We start from the raw sequence: 17,789 nt of genomic DNA on the forward strand, positions 1-17,789 counted from the left end.
TCGCTTTGCACAAGTTGTAACAGGTTGATTTCACACAAGCGACGGCGTCTGCTCCTGCTATGTAGAAATCGCATATTTCATTTTTACTGATAAAGTCCGCAAATTCCTCGCTGGTCAATGCGTTACCTTTGTATTTTGTAAAAATATTTTCAGAGACCATTTTCAGGTCCGAAACGAATTCGGACCCAATGGTATTGGGCTTAAAAGTCCTCGTGCCGTCTGATAAATTTTCATGTCTGATATAAACAACATGAATTTCCTGATTGACTGCCCAATCGATCGCTTGATTGATATTGCCGATCACATCTTTATAATTCTTTGTGATGTCATTTTGAATATCGATGATGACTAAGGCTTTTCTCTGCATGGTGTTTCCTCCTGATCGACTCTACAAGCACTTCCATTTTTGTAAAGAAGGCTGCTTCCGACAGCTTTTCAATCCTGCCGGAAGCAACGCGACATTACATTTCGGTTCGTAAAAAACCGTTACCTTTTATTCAGCCATTCCAGCAAAGGTGCGAGGTTTTTTTCATTTACGCCGTCAAAACCGTTTTCGATGACAGAGATGGATTCTTCGGTTTTCTCGTCTTTGTCTTTACGGTTTTTCAGCATCTTTATAAACATGGTCATCAGGATTTTGTCCATGCCTTTTAACTCTTTCAGCGGAAAGCATCCGCCGCGCAGATAAAAAAACGGTATGTTTTCGATTTTATTCCTTGCGATAACCGTTTCGGTGTCGGGCTCGGCTGCGTATTGAAAGCCGGGGTCAGCATCGGCGACCGTGTGACCGTCGTCGGCGCGGGATCGATCGGTTTAAATATTTGCGCCGCCGCAAAGGCCGCTGGGGCACGGCATGTCGTCGTTGCGGCGAAGACCCGCAAAAGGTTGGAATACGCCGCCTCCGTAGGAGCGGACGCGGTTATCGCCACTGAAGAATGTGATCTGGCGCAGGGAGCGGCTGCTTATCATCCCGGCGGCAGCGATATCGCGATAGACGCCACAGGCAGCGAGAATTGTATACAGGCCTGCCTCAAGCTTGTCCGCCCCGGCGGAACCGTGGTGCTGGCCGGTTACGGCGGATACCGAAATATGCAGATTGTCATGGATGAGGTCCATATCAAAAACCTGCGCGTCATCGGTGCGGGAAACAACTGGAACGTGATTGAAAAAAGCCTGTCTCTGCTTGAGTCGGGCAGAATAAAAACAGAGCAGCTTGCCACCTATCTGACAAACCTTGATGACTGGCAAGCGGCTTTGGACAAAACCGAAAAGCGGCCGGAATGTTTTGTCAAATCCGTATTTGTCTTTTGAAGCGGATGGAGCTTTTTATGAATGAGTGGATACTCGGCTGCGACATCGGCAGCTCATCGGTCAAAGTCATCAAGGTTTTGAAAAACGGGGAATATGAGGTTTCAAAAGCGGCGTGCCGGAATCCGGAAGCGGCCGGAAGCTATTGGGACAGCCTTGTGTCGGCAGTCCATGAGTGCGTAAACGACCAAGGCGGCCGTGTCAAAGCCATCGCTCTGACCGGCCAGGTGGGCAGTTATCTGTTTTTTGATAAAAACCACCCATCCGCCGCCTGCCCGGTTTGTTCCTGGCAGAAAGCCGACGCGAAGCCTGCGTTGGACGAACTTTTATCTCGTTTCGACCGGGATTTTTTTCAAAGGGAAATCTCTATGCCCCACCCCCCGCTTGAATCCTATCCGCTGCCTTTTTTACTGAGCCGCAAAAAGCGGGAGTTTTCTTTGAATGAGGAGACCATGCTGTTGTCGCTGAAAGATTATATTTTCTTTCGGATGACCGGCGAATTCATCTCGGACCCCTGCACATGGAGAGGGCTCTGCGACAAATCGGGATATTACAGCCGTACATTGCTTGACTTTGCGGATTTTCCCGAAAGGCGGCTGCCTCTGCTTGCCGGGTCTGAGGAAAGTGTCTGCTGTCTCGCTTCTGAGGCCGCCGGCGAACTCCGGCTGACGCCCGGCATTCCGATTTATACCGGCTGCAACGATTTTTATGCCGGACTGCTTGGCAGCGGCGGTGGAGATGAAAACTGCTATTATGATGTTACGGGTACTTCCGAACATTTCGGTTTTCTGACAGACCGTTTCGAGGATGCGCCCCTGCTGATTACAAGCCCTTTTTTTGACAAGTTTGTCTGTTACGGCGTAACGGCTTCAAGCGGCAGTTCGCTTGAATGGGCGCGAAAGCAGTTTGCGCAGACCGCCGCGGAAGCCGCGCAGGATGCCCCTGTCTTTCTGCCCTATCTAAACGGCGAACGCACGCCGCTTTATAACGGCGGCGCGAGCGGCGTCTTCTGGGGGTTGAGAGCGCATCATACCTCTGCCGATCTGACCAGAGCGGTCATGGAAGGTGTCGTTTTCAGCCTTGCGCACATCAAAAGCCTGCTGCCAAAGCGAATAACGACGCCGAAATACATTCGGGTGTCGGGCGGAGCGGCGGCGATAGACAGCATGAATCACCTGAAAGCCGATATATTGGGGCTGCCGATTCTGGTGTGCGGCCCGGAAAGCACCGCGCTGGGGGCCGCGATGATTGCCGCGTTAGGCGAAAGCTGGTTTCCTGATTACCGGTCCGCCGCGGCTTGCTGGGTATCGGCCAAAACGATCGAACCCATGCCCTTGAATATCGATTATGAACGCAGGTTTCGCGACTACCTGCGGATTTTCGAGGCAATGGGGCTTTATCTTTCTGACAGCGGAAAGGATAGAAGGTAATTATTTATGGCGATGTGCGTTATTTTCGGAGCCGGAAAGATCGCCCGCGGTTTTATCGGGCATCTTCTGTTTTTAGGCGGACACGAATTTATCTTCATTGAGAAAAACCGCCCTCTTTGCGATTTGATCAACCAAAAAGGACGGTATACCGTAAACATCCTGGGGGCGCCGGAGAAAAACTGTGTGGTAAAAGGCGGGCGCGCCGTTTGTTTTGAAGACACCGATGAGGTGTTGGACGCGCTGTCAAAAGCCGATTTGATTTTCACCGCGATGGGAGGAAAAAACCTTGATTCCTTCTGCGGCATATTCTCAAAATATCTGAACGGCTGTAAAGCGGATCGGGGAAAAAACCCGAACATCATCACCTGTGAAAACTGGAAAGAGCCGGCTCGTTTTATCAAAGACAGGACGGCGGAACTGTTGGGCGCTTGTGCCGACAAGTTGAAAAACATCGGATTTGCCGAATCCGTTGTCATGCGATCCGCCATCGAGCCGAGCCCGGAACAGCTTGAGATCGATCCGCTGTGCGTCAACGTGCAGGATTTCTGGGATCTGCCGGTAGATGAAAAGGCATTAAAAGGCCGTCTGCCCGCGATTCCCTGTCTGCGTCCCGTAGAGAATTTCAACGGATTTCTGGAAAAGAAATTTTACACTTACAACGCTGCCAACGGCACCGTGTCTTATCTCGGCGCTCTGATGGGGTACCGGTATATTCACGAAGCAGCGCGCGATGATTTCATTTTAAGAATACTGTCCGGCGTATACAGTGAGACCGGATCGGCGCTCAGTAAAAAGTACTCGATCTCCGGGGAAGAGATGAAAGCCTTCGCGCAGTCCTCGCTGAACAAACTGCAAGATCAAAACATCACGGACTACATCGAGCGCAACGCCCGCGACCCCATGCGCAAACTGGGTCCCGACGACAGGCTTGTCGGCTCGGCCCGACTCTGCCTGCAGCACGGCGTCACTCCATGTCATCTGGCCGTGTCTGTTGCCGCCGCAATCCACTATACGTCCGAAGGCGACCGTTCTGCGCAAGAGCTTGCCGAACTGAGACAAAGCCGGGGGACGGGCGGGGTTCTTCGGGAGGTGTGCGGATTGGAGCCGGGCACCCCCTTGTATGAGCTGGTGCTGGAAAAAGAACAGATGCTGCGTGAACTCGGATTGATCCAAAGGGGTTGAAAAGGATGGATAAAAACCTGATTCGAAATATGCCGGACGGTTTTTTGTCTGTGCGGTATCTCGGACAAGCGGGATTTTTACTGCAGTCCGGCGGGGTAAGCGTCGTGATTGACCCCTATCTTTCGGATTCTGTGGACCGGAGCATCCCGAACGCGGGATGGAAAAGAAAATATCCGGCCCCCATAAAACCCGAAGATCTGAGAGATGCCGATATCGTGCTGCTCACCCATTCGCATTTGGATCACACAGACCCCGATACCGCAGAGCCTCTCTATCAAGCGGGCAGTTCGCTTTTTATCGCTCCGCATGAAGTGGTCGGGGCGTTGAAAAGCCGGGGCTTCTCCGACAGCAGAGTCGTCGCTTTGGACGATCTGCAGTCAATGAACCTAAAAAGCACAACCGTAACCGCCATCGCCGCCGCTCATGAAGAGCTTCATTTCGACTTACAGGGGCATATCTGCGAATTGAGTTATCATATCACTTTCCCGGGCGGCATTTCGGTTTTTGCGGGCGGGGATATGTCTTTTTATCCCGGATTGCCGGAGAAAATACCGCGCTCTCAACTTGCGTTTCTGCCAATCAACGGCAGGAGCTTTCAACGCGCGCAAGCGGGCATCATCGGTAATCTCACTTTTGATGAGGCGGCAGACTTATCGGCGTTGCTTGAAGTCAATATGGTGATTCCCTCTCATTTTGATTTATATGACATCAACGGCTGCAATCCGGCCTGGTTTGCCGATTATATGGAAACGCACCATCCCGGCAGAGCGTATCACATCATGCAGCCGGGAGAACAATTCATCTTTGCGCCGGATTCAGAATAGGGGGAAACATATGCAGAGCACGGTGATTATCGGCAGCGGACAGACAGGGCGCGGATTCATCGGCAGGCTGCTTTTTTTAAGCGGCCTCCCTTTTACGCTGCTTGACACCGACCGGGAATTGGTGAGCGGTTTACAGCAAAAAGGCCGATACTCCGTAATCTTTTTCTCAACCGGTCAAACGGTGCATGTATCAGGTTATCAGGCCTTTCAAACGGATTGTGAACAAGCCGTGAAAATACTCGAAAAAGCCGAGAATATTTTTATCTCCGTCGGAGCTGAAAATTTGGAAGCGGCCGCCCGGTATTTGGCGCAATCCCATGCCGCGCCGAAAAACATCATCCTTTGCGAAAACGCAGCGGATCCCGCCGGGAAGCTGCGCAAAGCGCTTGAATCCTTTGGCGCAGACAGCCGCGCAAATCTTGTTGAAGCAGCAATATTTTGTACCACCGTCAATGCCGGGCCCGGCTCTTTGGATATCCTGTCGGAGGACTACAGCCGCTTGCCCTACGATTCAACCTGTGCGCAGGGAGCCCTGTTCGATTCGGCTTTTTTCGAACCTTCAGCGGATTTTTCGGTGCTTCTGAAGCGAAAGATCTATACTTACAACGCAGCCAGCGCGATTATCGCCTATAACGGCTGGGCACTGGGATATTCGTCTTTCGCAGAGGCGGCAGGCGACCCGGCGGTGCTCGGCATGCTGCGAGATTTCTATGCCGGTATCAACCGGGCCATTACGGCCGAATACGGCATTGAACCGAAAGAGCAGCAGGAATTTGCTGATATGTCGCTGAAGAAATTCACCAATCCCCTGATTGCCGACAGCATTGAGCGCAACGCCAGACAACCCCGGCGAAAACTGGGGCCCGACGAAAGGATTGCGTTTCCGCTGAAGCTTCTGACGAAATACGGTTTTGACAGTAAAGTGCTCTGCCGTACAGCCGCGCTGGCCGTGCTTTACGGCGAACGCTGCGAACCCGAATGGGTGACGCAGTTCGGCAGGGGTAACGCCGGTCAAACATTTTCAGCCCTCAGTAAAATCTGCGATCAATCGGTAGCGGAAAGTGTTGACGCCGAATATGCAATATGCGGCAGCAAAATCAATATTTTATAAATAACAGTTTGAATATCTTCAGGGAGATGAATGATTATGCCGACCGAAAAACCAAGGTATACATTGATTTTAGACGAAAAAATGCTCAAGGAAATCGATGACTTTCGTTTTGAAAACCGTTATCGCAGCCGTTCAGCCGCCACTCACGAATTAATTCGTATCGGGATCACGGCCTTAAAAAATCAAGGAAAAAACCCGGAAAAGAAATAAAATCGGTTTGTTTGAGGGCGTTTTATCGCCCTATTGGTTTATGATTTTTTAACAGCTCCCGCCTTTCATGATTTCATTAATTTTCCGTTATATATTGACATAATGCGTATCATATGAGATAATATGGCAAAACATGGTGCTTAGAAAAATCAGTTTTTATCCAAAATTAAAAAACAAACGGCCCTAACAATACATAAAGATTCAATCGGATCGCCGGGAGTTTTAAAGAATTTCATAAATGCATTATATTAATCTATGAGGCTGATTCAACTGAAATCGATATTTTGAAATCGATGGTATTACCCCGGTGGAAGTAAAATGATTTGCTGAGGTTGAGGAAAAAAATGAGGGCTCAAAACGTGTCTTTAAAGAAATTAAGTATCTTTATCGTTCTTGTTTTATTGGTACAGTTTTTTTCAATTGAAATTTTCGGGGTGAACGACACCGCCGCTCCTACCCTTGTTTCTGGTGATTATTCCTATGTCTTGTCAAATAATAACGAAATCGAAATTACCAACTATTCCGGCAATAACCCCCAAGTCAACGTTCCTCAGACAATCGACGGGTACAAGGTCATAACAATCGGCAATAGCGCTTTCGCAAATAAATATTTTATCCAAAGCATCAGCCTTCCGTCCACGATCACCGAAATCGGTGATTCGGCTTTTTTCAGATGCACGGGGCTTTCTTCGGTAACGCTGACGGACGGGCTGATTAAAATCGGATCAAGCGCATTTTCCGGCTGCAAAGAATTGAAAACTTTATCGCTGCCGGACAGCGTAAAATCTATCGGCAGTTATGCGTTTGAATATTGCATAAGTCTGGAATCCATCAATTTCCCCGCATCGTGGGCTGCCGTGACAAGCGAAACCGATAATTACGGCAATATTTTCAGTTATTGCAAATCGTTAAAAACGATAAAAATACCGGAAGGCGTCAAAAAAATCCCGGATTATGCTTTTAGCGGCGCTTTGTTTTTTGAGGACATTCCTTTACCGTCTTCATTGACCGAGATCGGACATCATTCTTTTTATGAATGTACAAAGCTGACCTCGGTCACTTTCCCCGACAAATTGACAATGATCAATGATTACGCGTTCACCTACTGTTTCGGATTAACCTCGGTCAAATTTCCCGGGAATTTAAAAACCATCGGAAAAAGCGCTTTCAGCAATTGCATAGGCCTGACATCGTTGCAAATTCCCGACGGCATAACAACCATTGAGAATTTAACGTTTTATGAATGCAAAGGGCTGATCTCGGTCATTCTTCCCGATACCGTCAAAACAATTTCCACCAGTGCTTTTTCATATTGCACGGAACTTGTTTCGATAAAAATGCCCGCATCATTGACTGTTATCGACAATTCGGCATTTTGCGGGTGCGAAAGCCTGACGAGCATCATTATCCCGAAAAGCGTTTCGTCGATTGTTTACGCGGCATTTTCGGGTTGTAAAAATCTGAATTCGGTTACAATTTCGAACAACTTGATTTCGATTGAGGATTATGTATTTGATAATTGCGAAAAGCTCACAATCTACGGATATTCCGGTTCAAACGCACAAAATTACGCGAAAAATAAAGATATTCCGTTTGTAATACTTGAAAACAGCGGAGAAACTGCTTCTGTTTCGACGGATTCACAGGCTGTTTCTTCGGAAACCGGCCAAAGCAAAACACCGAGCCTGACCGCCGCATCGTCAGACCCTTTGACACAACCGGCCGCAGTCTCCTCAGCTTCGGTAATCCCAACCGCTTCGACGATTGATTTTTTCATTCGAAAAAGCGTTGATAAAGAAACGATTGACGTGATTTATATTGCCGCCGCTTTGATTGTCATTGCGTTTTTCATCATTTTTTTCAAATTAAAGCGCAGGCGTTAAGCAGCCGAAAAATGTTTTGTGCGGCAAAAACGCCATGCTGCTTTTTTCGACTTATTTCGACTTTTATTAAACATATCCATATTTTTTTATAATTCGCCCTGCGATTTGTAATATTTGTATTGCATTATAGCCAACAGAGTGATATAATCCTATTATCGTCTGGTAACAAGCCCCAAAAAACTGAATAGGGCTTATTAATTATTATCTGGAGAAGTTATAAAAATGATTGAAGCGATCAAACCCGGCAATAACAGACAGGAAGAGACAGAAATCGACCTTTTAGTGATTTTGAAATTGCTCAAAAAGAGAATATGGATTATTATCGTTGCCGTAATTTTATGTTCCGGAATTGCTCTCGGTTATACCCGCCTATTCGTGAAACCGTCTTATCAGGCAGGCGTCATGATCTATGTCAACAACAGTTCCATCTCGGTTGGCGGAGCGTCATTCAGTATCTCCGATGCGCAGATTTCAGCCGCATATAAACTCGTCGATACTTACCTCGTCATTCTGAAAGCCCGTTCCACACTTGAAAAAGTCATCCAGCTCGCCAATACCGATTATACTTATGAGCAATTGCTTAAAATGGTCGAAGGGGAAGCGGTTGACTCAACCGAAATTTTCAGAGTCCGCATTACCTCCCATTCCCCCGTCGAAGCGGCGTTGCTTGCAAACACAGTCGCGCAAGTATTGCCTCAGCGAATATCCGAAATCGTCGTCGGCAGTTCGGTGAAGATTGTCGATAACGCGGTCATACCGACGGAGCGTATCTCTCCCAGCTACACCAAAAACACCGCGATCGGATTTTTAATCGGCCTTGTTCTCAGCACGGCATACATCATCATCAATAACCTGCTGGACACCCGGATCACTTCAAAAGATTATCTTACCCAGTCCTATAACATTCCGGTTATCGGAATTATTCCAGATATTCACGAGCATTCTGACGACGAATACAGCTATTACTACCGTTCCCGGAAAGCATCTCCGAAAACAAAAGCAAATTAGAAAATGTGAGGTAAAATGCGTTGGACTCCAACATATTGCAAAATGAAAAGACCGCAGATGACAAGCCGATTGTTTCATCAAAACATTCCATCGGAAAGAACCTGAGTTTCCCGGCTTCCGAGGCTTATAAATCGTTGAGAACGAATCTGACTTATTCCTTTACGGATTATGAGGGCTGCCGGATTATCGGCGTCACCAGTACAGACAGATTTGAAGGTAAGACCACGACATCCATAAACCTCGCCTATACCCTTATGGAATCGGGCAAAAAAGTCCTCCTGATTGAGTGCGATCTACGCCTGCCCACTTTTTCCGGGGCTCTGAAAATCCCTGCGGTACCGGGGCTTTCGAACATCTTGATTAATCCGAGCAAAAACCGGCTTAATTCTCTGGTCTGTTACAACAACACCAATTTATTCTTTTTGCCTGCCGGAGATATTCCGCCGAACCCTTCCGAGCTGCTTGCCAGCAAAGCGATGAGCGAACTGATCAATTATTACGCTTCGGTCTTTGAATACATCATCCTCGATCTGCCCCCCACGCTTGCGGTAACCGATGCGACAATCGTATCGAAATACACCAACGGAATCATCTACGTCGTCAGGCACAATATCACCGATCGGCTTCGGCTGCGGGATTCCATGTATCAACTGTCACTGATCGGAGCGCGCATTCTCGGTTTTGTTTATAACGATTCCCCAAGATCGGAAACGAAGCAGAATAAACGGTATATCGAAAATTATTACAAAAAGAAAACAGCAGATTAACACAAAATCCCGGAGCAATGCATTCACGAAGAGCACGCAAAACGAAAGGAAGGTCACTATGTTGAAAAAAGTCGTCTCCATTTTAGCTGTCATCCTCCTCATTCCCTGCCTGGCTTTTGCCGCAGCCGCAAGCACTTTCACGCAAAGCGTCCAGGCCAAAGACGCGCCGAAACTTGTCTCCAATAAAAGCGGCTCAAGCACCGTATACGGGGAACTCCTCGACAAGGACGGGAAACCGACGAGCCAAATCACCGACGGCGGAAAGATCGTCATCACTCCTTTGTCGCAGGCAGACAGTTCTGATCCCGACATCAAGAACTCCTTGAAATCCGCCTACAATAAAATCAAAGATGCCGTGTCTCTTTCCTCTCTGATCAACGGCCTTGCCGACGCGATCAATAAACTGGACCCGGACTTTTCGGTAAAAGACCTTGTCGGCCGCGATCTTTTTAACATCACCGCAAAAGACAGTCAGATTACCGAAAACAATAAACTGCGCGTCACGTTTGATCTGGGAATTTCCGCCTCCGACCCGGTCATTATCGCAATGTGCAACGGGGATTCGTGGCATACGCTTGACCCCAAAAACGTCGTTAACAACGGAAACGGCACTGTAACAGTCACTTTTTCCGAGGCAGGCACCGTTCTTGTCATTGTTGAAGGTACTCCGGCAGCCATCGTGCCCGGTATGTCAAATGGGACCGATTTGAGTCTTACCGCATCTGTAATAGGCGGCTGCATGATAGCACTTGTCGTCTGCATCGTCTATTTCGACAGGAAAAGAAGAAATCAAAAAGCATAAAAAATGAAACATTTTCATGCCGGGTTCAAAAGCATAGGAATTGTCCTTTTCATATGCGTTATCTGCATCCTTGCGGCGGTCGGAATCAACTATATCGCCGCATGGGAGCGGAAGAGCACTGCCGTTACTTTAAATTCGAGCGGTTATCATATCTTTCCAGCCCCGTCCGAAATTCAAAGCGGCGGTCAGACCTATGTTGAAAACAAGGATTTGATCACGGTGCTTCTGCTCGGCATCGATACCCCGGGCAAGGCGGTTTCATCCGATTCCTACAACAACGACCAGCAAGCCGACTTTCTGGCGCTCCTCGTCATCGATCCCGAAACCAATGAATGCACGCTGCTGCACATCAACCGGGATACGATGACCGACGTCTCCGTTCTCGGCGTTACCGGACAAGCTGCCGGCACCGTATTCGGACAGATCGCGCTTGCGCACACCTACGGAAGCGGTCTGAAAGACAGCTGCGAAAACGTGACCGATACGGTGTCAAGGCTTCTCTGCGGCATCACCGTTGATTATTACATATCAATCAACATGGATGCCGTCGCCGTTCTCAACGATCAAATCGGCGGCGTCACCGTGACAATCGAAGACGACTTTTCGCAGACGGACCCCACATTGGTGAAAGGGGAAACCGTCACCCTGACCGGCGAACACGCGCTCAATTTCGTCCGCGCCCGGCAGGGCATGGACGATCCCACCAACCTCTCGAGAATGGCGAGACAGAGGCAGTTTATCAGCGCATTTTTCAGTCAGTTTCAAAGCAAGATGAGCTCCGAGAATTCTTCTCAGGAGAATTTTATCTTGAGCTTATACCATTCCTTATCCGACTATCTCGTCACGAATTGCCCGGTTCAGACCTTGTCAAGCCTCTCCGACCGTTTGACGAAAATCGAAGAAATCAAAACGCAGGACTTAACTGGTACAGTCGAAAAGGGTGAATTCGTTGAGTTCTATCCGGACAAGGACAAGCTGTTCGAATTGACAATGAACACGTTTTTTGAATTGGCGGCATCGTGATTTGGGAGATAAAACGTCGGTATGAGTAAGAACCTGTTGATCCTCGGCGCTGGTCAATACGGCATGGTTGCAAAAGAGATAGCCGAGTCGATGGATTGCTTTGATAAGATAGATTTTTTAGATGACAACAATGAGATGGCCATCGGAAAACTGAGCGACTATAAACGCTTGGCGGTAGATTATCAATATGCGTTTGTGGCAATTGGGAATTCAAAAATTAGGATGGAATTGATTGAGCAACTTGGTCCCTTGTATGAAATTCCTATTCTGATACACCCAAAAACCTATATCTCTCCGACCGCAAAACTGGGCAAAGGCTGCATTGTAGAACCGATGGCTGTTGTGCAGAGAGACACTTGGTTGAAAGATGGCGTGATCGTCTCGGCTGGTGCGGTAATAAATCATAATAGTACGGTTGAAGCAGGTTGTCATATTAACTGTGGTGCAATTATTGCTTCAGGGGTAAAGGTGCCGGCTGAAACACATATCGAGTGTGGTCAAGTATACGATTGAAGATGTGGTGTAAGAAATGTACAGACATTTTATTAAGCGATTATTAGATGTTTTACTTTCCGGCTGTGCCCTAATTCTGTTATCACCAGTATACTTATTTCTCACCGTTGCCATCAAAATTGATTCTCCCGGATCGGTCTTTTTTAAGCAGAAACGAGTGGGAATACATAAAACTTACTTCAACATTATAAAATTCCGGACAATGCGAATTGATACCCCGCACGATGTTCCTACGCATATGCTGGAGAATCCGGAGTTTTGGATAACAAAAGTGGGAAAGCTTCTTCGTAAAACAAGTCTTGATGAGTTACCGCAAATCGCACAGATTTTTATTGGTAAGATGTCAATTATCGGCCCACGCCCTGCGTTATGGAATCAATACGATCTAATAAAAGAAAGAGATAAATATGGTGCGAATGATATTCGCCCCGGCCTTACCGGTTGGGCGCAGGTCAATGGCCGCGATGAACTGGAAATCCCGATTAAGGCAAAATTCGACGGCGAATATGTTAAAAGAATAAGTCTTTTGTTTGATTGTAAATGTTTCTTAAAAACAATTGGAAAGGTGATGTATCACGAAGGTGTAGTCGAAGGTAGAACCTGAGAGATACACAAGGAAAGAGCCGAAAAAATGGGGTGAAATAATGCCTAAAGTATCAATAATTACGCCGGCTTTTAATGCCAGAAAATATTTGCACGAAACGATACAAAGTGTGGAGCAGCAAACATTTACAGATTGGGAAATGATTATTGTAGATGACTGTTCTAAAGATGAAACCTTTAATATTGCATGTAGCTTTGCTAAAAAAGACAATCGTATAAAAGTAATCCAAAATCAAAAGAACTCTGGTGTCGCAGCAACAAGAAACGCAGCATTAGATGTTGCAACCGGAGATTATGTTGCATTCTTAGATAGTGATGATAAATGGATGCCTGATAAAATTGAAAAACAGCTGTCATTCATGGAGAAAAATGGTTATGCGCTGACTTATACAATGTATCAGGTATTTAACTCTGATACCGGAAAACTCGGAAAAATTATAAAGATACCAAAGAAGATGACCCATGATGCTATATTCAGCAATACAATTATTGCATGCCTTACTGTAATGGTTAATAGAAAGATGGTTGGTAAATTCTATATGCCGTTAATCAATCACACTGAGGATCAATGTACTTGGCAAAACATCTTGGGCAGAGGTTATGTAGCATTTGGGCTCAAAGAAAATCTTGCTCTTTATAGAGAAGGTAATGAATCTCTTACAAAAAGCAAGATACATGCAATTAAAAAACAATGGAAGACATATCGTGAATACCATAGGCTCTCTGTAATAAAAAGTAGTTTTTATTTTACAGGATATGCAGTAAATGCAATTATCAAGCATTTTTAATATAGAACACTTTATCAGACAAAAAGAACAAGGAGATACAATTGATGAAAATACTAATGCTAAACCCTCCATTCTTAAATAGATATTCAAGAAGCTCTCGTAGCCCTGCAGTAACAAAAAGTGGAACAATCTACTTTCCGTTATGGCTTTCATATGCAACAGGCGTTCTCGATAAACTCGGCCATGAGATTATAATAACAGATGCACCTGCAAAATGTTATACAAAAGATGAAACCTTAAAAATAATCACAGATTTCAATCCTTCGCTTATAATAATAGATACATCAACAGCCAGCATTAACAGTGATTTATCTTTTGCAGAGTCAATTAAAGTTGCACTTCAAAATATAAAAATTTGTCTTGTAGGAACGCATGCGACAGCTTGTATTAATGAAATTATACCGCAAAAACCTTTTATTGATTATATTGCTCGTCATGAGTACGACTATACTTTACCAGAACTGGCAGACGCTATTGAAGGAAAAATAAACATAACCGCTGTAAAAGGTATAAGTTATAATTCCAATGGAACTCTAATCAATAATCCCGACCGTGAATATATAGAAAACCTTGACGAGCTCCCTTTCGTAAGTGAGGTATATACGAAATATCTCGATATCAGAGACTATTTTTATGCGCATGTAAGCTATCCGACGGTCAGTATCTTTTCGAGCCGCGGCTGCCCGTCTAAATGCTTTTACTGTATGTATTCACAAGTGATGTTCGGCAAACAATACCGCAAGCGCAGCGCAAAAAGCTTGTTTGATGAGTGTGTCTATATTACAAAGGAATTTCCAGAGGTAAAGGAAATTCTCATTGATGACGATAATTTCGCCGTTGACCAAAAAAATGTTCAGGAATTCTGCAAGCTGATGTTAGATAACAAATGTAAGCTTAAATGGGTCGTTCAGTGCAGAGTTACACTTGAATATGAAACGATGACTTTAATGAAAAAAGCGGGATGCCGTCTTGTCGTCGTAGGTTATGAAAGTGGAAGTCAGAAGGTTCTCGATGGGATGCATAAGGGCATCACGCTTGAAATGTCGAAAAAGTTCAATGACGCGGCAAAGAAAGCCCATATACGTGTTCATGGTTGTTTCATGGTGGGCAATCCCGGCGAGACAAAGGAAACCATGATAGAAACGCTTGAATTCAGCAAAAAGCTGCGCATGGATACCGTTCAGTATTTCCCGCTTATCGTTTATCCGGGTACCGAAGCGTGGGCTTGGGCGAAGCAGAACAACTATATTACGGCGAAGAATTACGACGAATGGCTTACCGCTGACGGCATGCATAACTGCGTTCTTTCCACGCCGGAGGTTTCGAGCAAGGAGCTTGTTGATTTCTGCAATTACGCGAGAAAAAAGTTCTATCTGCGTCCGAAGTATATATTCATGAAGCTCGGTGAGTGCCTGACGAGCAAGGACGATCTAGTGAGAACCGCGAAGTCATTTAAGACGTTTAAGAAGTATTTGTTGAAAAAGAGCTGATACAGATATGATTATTGCCCTTTACATAATGTTTGCCATTTCGATTCTTGCGCCGATTTATACATATGCAATTTATCCGGTGATATTAAAGTTACTTCCGGCAAGAAAGAAGTTTTCCGTTGACGAAGCCTTTACACCGTTAGTTTCGGTCATTGTCAGAAAAGGCGGAGACGAGAACGCGACAGACTTAAAGCTGACGAATCTTGCAAAGCAGAAATATCCGTCAGATAAACTCGAAATCATAACTACTTTAATCAACGGCGGCATATTAGAATTAAGTAAAGCTATAAACGCGGCAAATGGCGAAATAATTGTAATTTCAGATACGGAAACTGTTTACGAAAGCAATGCCGTTAAGAAGCTTGCAAAACATTTTTCGGATAAATGTATAGGGTGTGTTGTCGGACAGTTGCGGAAAGCAGACACCGGCGGCAAGGAAATCGACGGCGGCGCGTTCCGGAAGTACGAAAACTTTGTGAGAAAGCAAGAATCAAAACTTGGAGCTGTTTCCGGAGCCAATCGCGCAATATACGCTTTCCGCAAAGATATGATCAAAGTCATTCCTCAAAATATCATCGATGTTGATTTCTACATATCAACCTTCATTCTACAAGCCGGATATGACGTAATAATGGACGCCGAGGCTGTCGCATATGAATCTGACGAAAAACCGCAGTTTGAGCGTCATGTACATGATGGGATGGGTTATTATCAGGCACTCGGTGTGTTCTGGAGATTGTTGCTTCCGCGAAAAGGCAGTTTCGTGTATGTGTCGCATCGCGTGATGAAGTGGTTGGTACCGTATAACGTTATTGCAATCTTCTGTATTGGCACTGTTCTTTCATTTCTATCTGAGGTTATATTATTATCAGCATGTGTTATTGCTTTTTCGATTGTTATTATGTATCTTTTATGTTTGACAAAAAAAACGAGGAACAGGATTTCTATATGCAGAACATTCCTATATTTCGCAAAACTAAATCTAGCATGGTTGCTTGGAGCATATGAGTTCTGTAGAAAGAGTAAATAAAAAGAGGGGTTATTATGAAGCTTAATACTAAATTAATTAAATTACTTTTCGGAGGAAAATGGTATATTGCGTTTAGGCATACAGGTTCAAACGAAATTTATAGTATATGTGAAACTCCTGTAAAGGAGTTCTGTGCAGATCCATTTATCATCAATGAAAATAGAGAGACCTATATATTTTGTGAACAATATCGTATCGACAAACGTAAAGGCTGCATTGGCTATTTTAGGTTTATTGATGGTTTACCTGTAACCGAAGGAATAGTAATTGAACGTCCATATCATTTGTCTTATCCATGCGTGTTTAAGTATAAAGAAAAATATTTTATGATTCCAGAAACCGGGGAAAATAAAACAGTCGAAATATATATTGCAGATAGGTTTCCTGATAAATGGTCATTACACAAGGTTCTGTTGTCAGGGAGAGGCTATGTTGATACTACAATTGTTATTGAGAATGATTATCTCACGATGATTACGTATTATCGTGATAACGAAAGATATATTTTAGAAAAATATGCATTATCTGAAAAGCTTGACCACGCGAGTTTTATATGTAAAAAGAGATATAATGAAAATATCGGCCGAGGCGCAGGTGCAATTCTTGTTCAAAGCGACGGTGCCGTTATTAGGCCTACTCAAAATTGCAAAAACAGTTATGGCGAAAGCATTATATTTAACAAGATAATCGGATTCGGCGATTCTTATGATGAAACGCCTGTCAGATTGATGAAGGTCGAAGATATTAATGTTGATGAGTCTATACGCAAGAAGAATATAGTGGGTCTTCACACTTATGCATCAAATGATCAATATGAAATAATTGATTTATTTGTAAGAAGCTTTGACTGTACATATACAATCGGAAATCGCATAGCAAAAAATAAAAGAGTAAAGCAGTTGATGAGTGACAAATGAAAATAACTATATTTATTCCGGGGTTGGTCTTAGGTGGAACAGAGCGGATTACATGTAATCTTGCAAACCATCTGGTAGATTGCGGTAACACAGTTGAGATACTTACCTTGTTTTCCGTAGAAAAGCCTGCTTATTTATTAAAAAAGGACGTAAACATCATTTGTCTTCTTTCGGATGATGAAAAAGAAACGAACAAAATCAAAAAAGTAATAAAGCATGTTATTAGGTACTTTCATTTGATTAGTTACACCATGCATAGCAATACCGAACGATATCTCGTCATGTTGCCTTTACCTGTAATCATGCTACTATCGCTTAAAAATATCACAGTTAAAGTTCCGGTTATTTTTTCAGAAAGAAGCGATCCGCATCATAGCTTTGGAGCATCAAGAATACTAAATTTTCTATCAAAATGGCTATTAAGAAAAGCGGACGGAGCAATATTTCAAACAGAATCAGCTTCATCATACTATCATGATGTTTGTAAATGCAGTCACCTTGTTATTGTTAATCCATTGAGCGAAGCTTTAATAACAGAAGCGAAAAGAGATAAAGCAGATGATCCTGAAGAAAAAGCAATTATAACAGTTGGTCGTTTAAGTAAGGTGAAGAATCTATCGTTGATTTTAAACGCTTTTTCATCAATACATACTACTTACCCAGAATATGTATTGAAGCTAATAGGAGACGGAAACGAAAGAAAAAACCTTGAAGAATTAACGAGAAAGCTACAAATAACAGACAGTGTGATTTTTTGCGGAACATTGAATGATTACAGTGACATTTATCGAAAGGGCAACATATTTGTTCTTTGCTCTGATTATGAAGGAATGCCAAATGCCTTAATGGAAGCTATGGCGATGGGATTACCATGTGTTTCGTCCGATTGTCCGTGCGGTG

At 44.7% G+C, this 17,789-nt stretch carries 20 protein-coding genes; 18 read left to right on the forward strand and 2 right to left on the reverse strand.

All coding sequences use genetic code 11. The features are described 5' to 3' along the window. Together PKH29_10585 and PKH29_10590 are read right to left on the reverse strand one after the other, a co-directional pair. The coding region (locus PKH29_10585) for an isochorismatase family protein (GenBank protein HNX15281.1) at positions 1-367 on the reverse strand (367 nt) is incomplete at its 3' end. Between the two features lie 119 nt (positions 368-486). Continuing rightward, positions 487-645 (reverse strand): hypothetical protein, encoded by a 159-nt coding sequence (locus PKH29_10590; protein ID HNX15282.1) that lies wholly within the window; start codon positions 643-645, stop codon positions 487-489. Positions 646-753: 108 nt separating this feature from the next. On the opposite strand from PKH29_10590, the gene PKH29_10595 reads away from it, so the two are divergent. The 18 genes from PKH29_10595 to PKH29_10680 all read left to right on the forward strand — a co-directional run. Beyond that, positions 754-1,311 (forward strand): zinc-binding dehydrogenase, encoded by a 558-nt coding sequence (locus PKH29_10595; protein ID HNX15283.1) that lies wholly within the window; start codon positions 754-756, stop codon positions 1,309-1,311. Positions 1,312-1,328: 17 nt separating this feature from the next. Then, positions 1,329-2,738, forward strand: a complete 1,410-nt coding sequence (locus PKH29_10600; protein ID HNX15284.1) for an FGGY-family carbohydrate kinase — start codon at positions 1,329-1,331, stop codon at positions 2,736-2,738. A gap of 6 nt (positions 2,739-2,744) precedes the next feature. Then, positions 2,745-3,920 carry a hypothetical protein gene (locus PKH29_10605; GenBank protein ID HNX15285.1) on the forward strand — a complete coding sequence of 392 codons (1,176 nt, stop codon included), beginning with the start codon at positions 2,745-2,747 and terminating at the stop codon, positions 3,918-3,920. Between the two features lie 5 nt (positions 3,921-3,925). Then, positions 3,926-4,744, forward strand: a complete 819-nt coding sequence (locus PKH29_10610) for an MBL fold metallo-hydrolase (GenBank protein ID HNX15286.1) — start codon at positions 3,926-3,928, stop codon at positions 4,742-4,744. Positions 4,745-4,754: 10 nt separating this feature from the next. After that, positions 4,755-5,855 carry a 2-dehydropantoate 2-reductase N-terminal domain-containing protein gene (locus PKH29_10615; GenBank protein HNX15287.1) on the forward strand — a complete coding sequence of 367 codons (1,101 nt, stop codon included), beginning with the start codon at positions 4,755-4,757 and terminating at the stop codon, positions 5,853-5,855. Between the two features lie 36 nt (positions 5,856-5,891). Next, entirely contained in the window at positions 5,892-6,065 is a 174-nt protein-coding gene (locus PKH29_10620) for a hypothetical protein (protein ID HNX15288.1), read from the forward strand. 359 nt (positions 6,066-6,424) lie between these two features. Then, a complete protein-coding gene (locus tag PKH29_10625) occupies positions 6,425-7,948 on the forward strand; it encodes a leucine-rich repeat domain-containing protein (GenBank protein ID HNX15289.1) in 1,524 nt (507 codons plus the stop codon). Between the two features lie 222 nt (positions 7,949-8,170). After that, entirely contained in the window at positions 8,171-8,956 is a 786-nt protein-coding gene (locus PKH29_10630) for a Wzz/FepE/Etk N-terminal domain-containing protein (protein HNX15290.1), read from the forward strand. A gap of 20 nt (positions 8,957-8,976) precedes the next feature. Beyond that, entirely contained in the window at positions 8,977-9,723 is a 747-nt protein-coding gene (locus PKH29_10635; GenBank protein HNX15291.1) for a CpsD/CapB family tyrosine-protein kinase, read from the forward strand. A 58-nt stretch (positions 9,724-9,781) separates the two neighbouring features. Beyond that, a complete protein-coding gene (locus PKH29_10640) occupies positions 9,782-10,525 on the forward strand; it encodes a hypothetical protein (protein ID HNX15292.1) in 744 nt (247 codons plus the stop codon). 3 nt (positions 10,526-10,528) lie between these two features. Then, on the forward strand, positions 10,529-11,548 hold the full coding sequence (locus PKH29_10645; protein HNX15293.1) for an LCP family protein: 1,020 nt from the start codon (positions 10,529-10,531) through the stop codon (positions 11,546-11,548). 21 nt (positions 11,549-11,569) lie between these two features. Further along, positions 11,570-12,061 carry a PglB gene (locus PKH29_10650; GenBank protein ID HNX15294.1) on the forward strand — a complete coding sequence of 164 codons (492 nt, stop codon included), beginning with the start codon at positions 11,570-11,572 and terminating at the stop codon, positions 12,059-12,061. A gap of 16 nt (positions 12,062-12,077) precedes the next feature. Beyond that, entirely contained in the window at positions 12,078-12,665 is a 588-nt protein-coding gene (locus tag PKH29_10655) for a sugar transferase (protein ID HNX15295.1), read from the forward strand. Positions 12,666-12,705: 40 nt separating this feature from the next. Next, positions 12,706-13,452: a glycosyltransferase family 2 protein gene (locus PKH29_10660; protein HNX15296.1), complete on the forward strand. Its 747-nt coding sequence runs from the start codon at positions 12,706-12,708 to the stop codon at positions 13,450-13,452. 44 nt (positions 13,453-13,496) lie between these two features. Continuing rightward, positions 13,497-14,942 carry a radical SAM protein gene (locus PKH29_10665; GenBank protein ID HNX15297.1) on the forward strand — a complete coding sequence of 482 codons (1,446 nt, stop codon included), beginning with the start codon at positions 13,497-13,499 and terminating at the stop codon, positions 14,940-14,942. A 7-nt stretch (positions 14,943-14,949) separates the two neighbouring features. Continuing rightward, entirely contained in the window at positions 14,950-15,972 is a 1,023-nt protein-coding gene (locus PKH29_10670; GenBank protein ID HNX15298.1) for a glycosyltransferase, read from the forward strand. A 14-nt stretch (positions 15,973-15,986) separates the two neighbouring features. Further along, positions 15,987-16,889, forward strand: coding sequence for a hypothetical protein (locus tag PKH29_10675; GenBank protein HNX15299.1), 903 nt, complete (start codon positions 15,987-15,989; stop codon positions 16,887-16,889). Then, on the forward strand, positions 16,886-17,789 hold a 904-nt coding region (locus tag PKH29_10680; GenBank protein HNX15300.1), incomplete at its 3' end, for a glycosyltransferase. The genes PKH29_10675 and PKH29_10680, both read left to right, overlap by 4 nt.

The sequence above is a fragment of the Oscillospiraceae bacterium genome (assembly GCA_035353335.1).
Lineage (GTDB): Bacteria > Bacillota > Clostridia > Oscillospirales > JAKOTC01 > DAOPZJ01.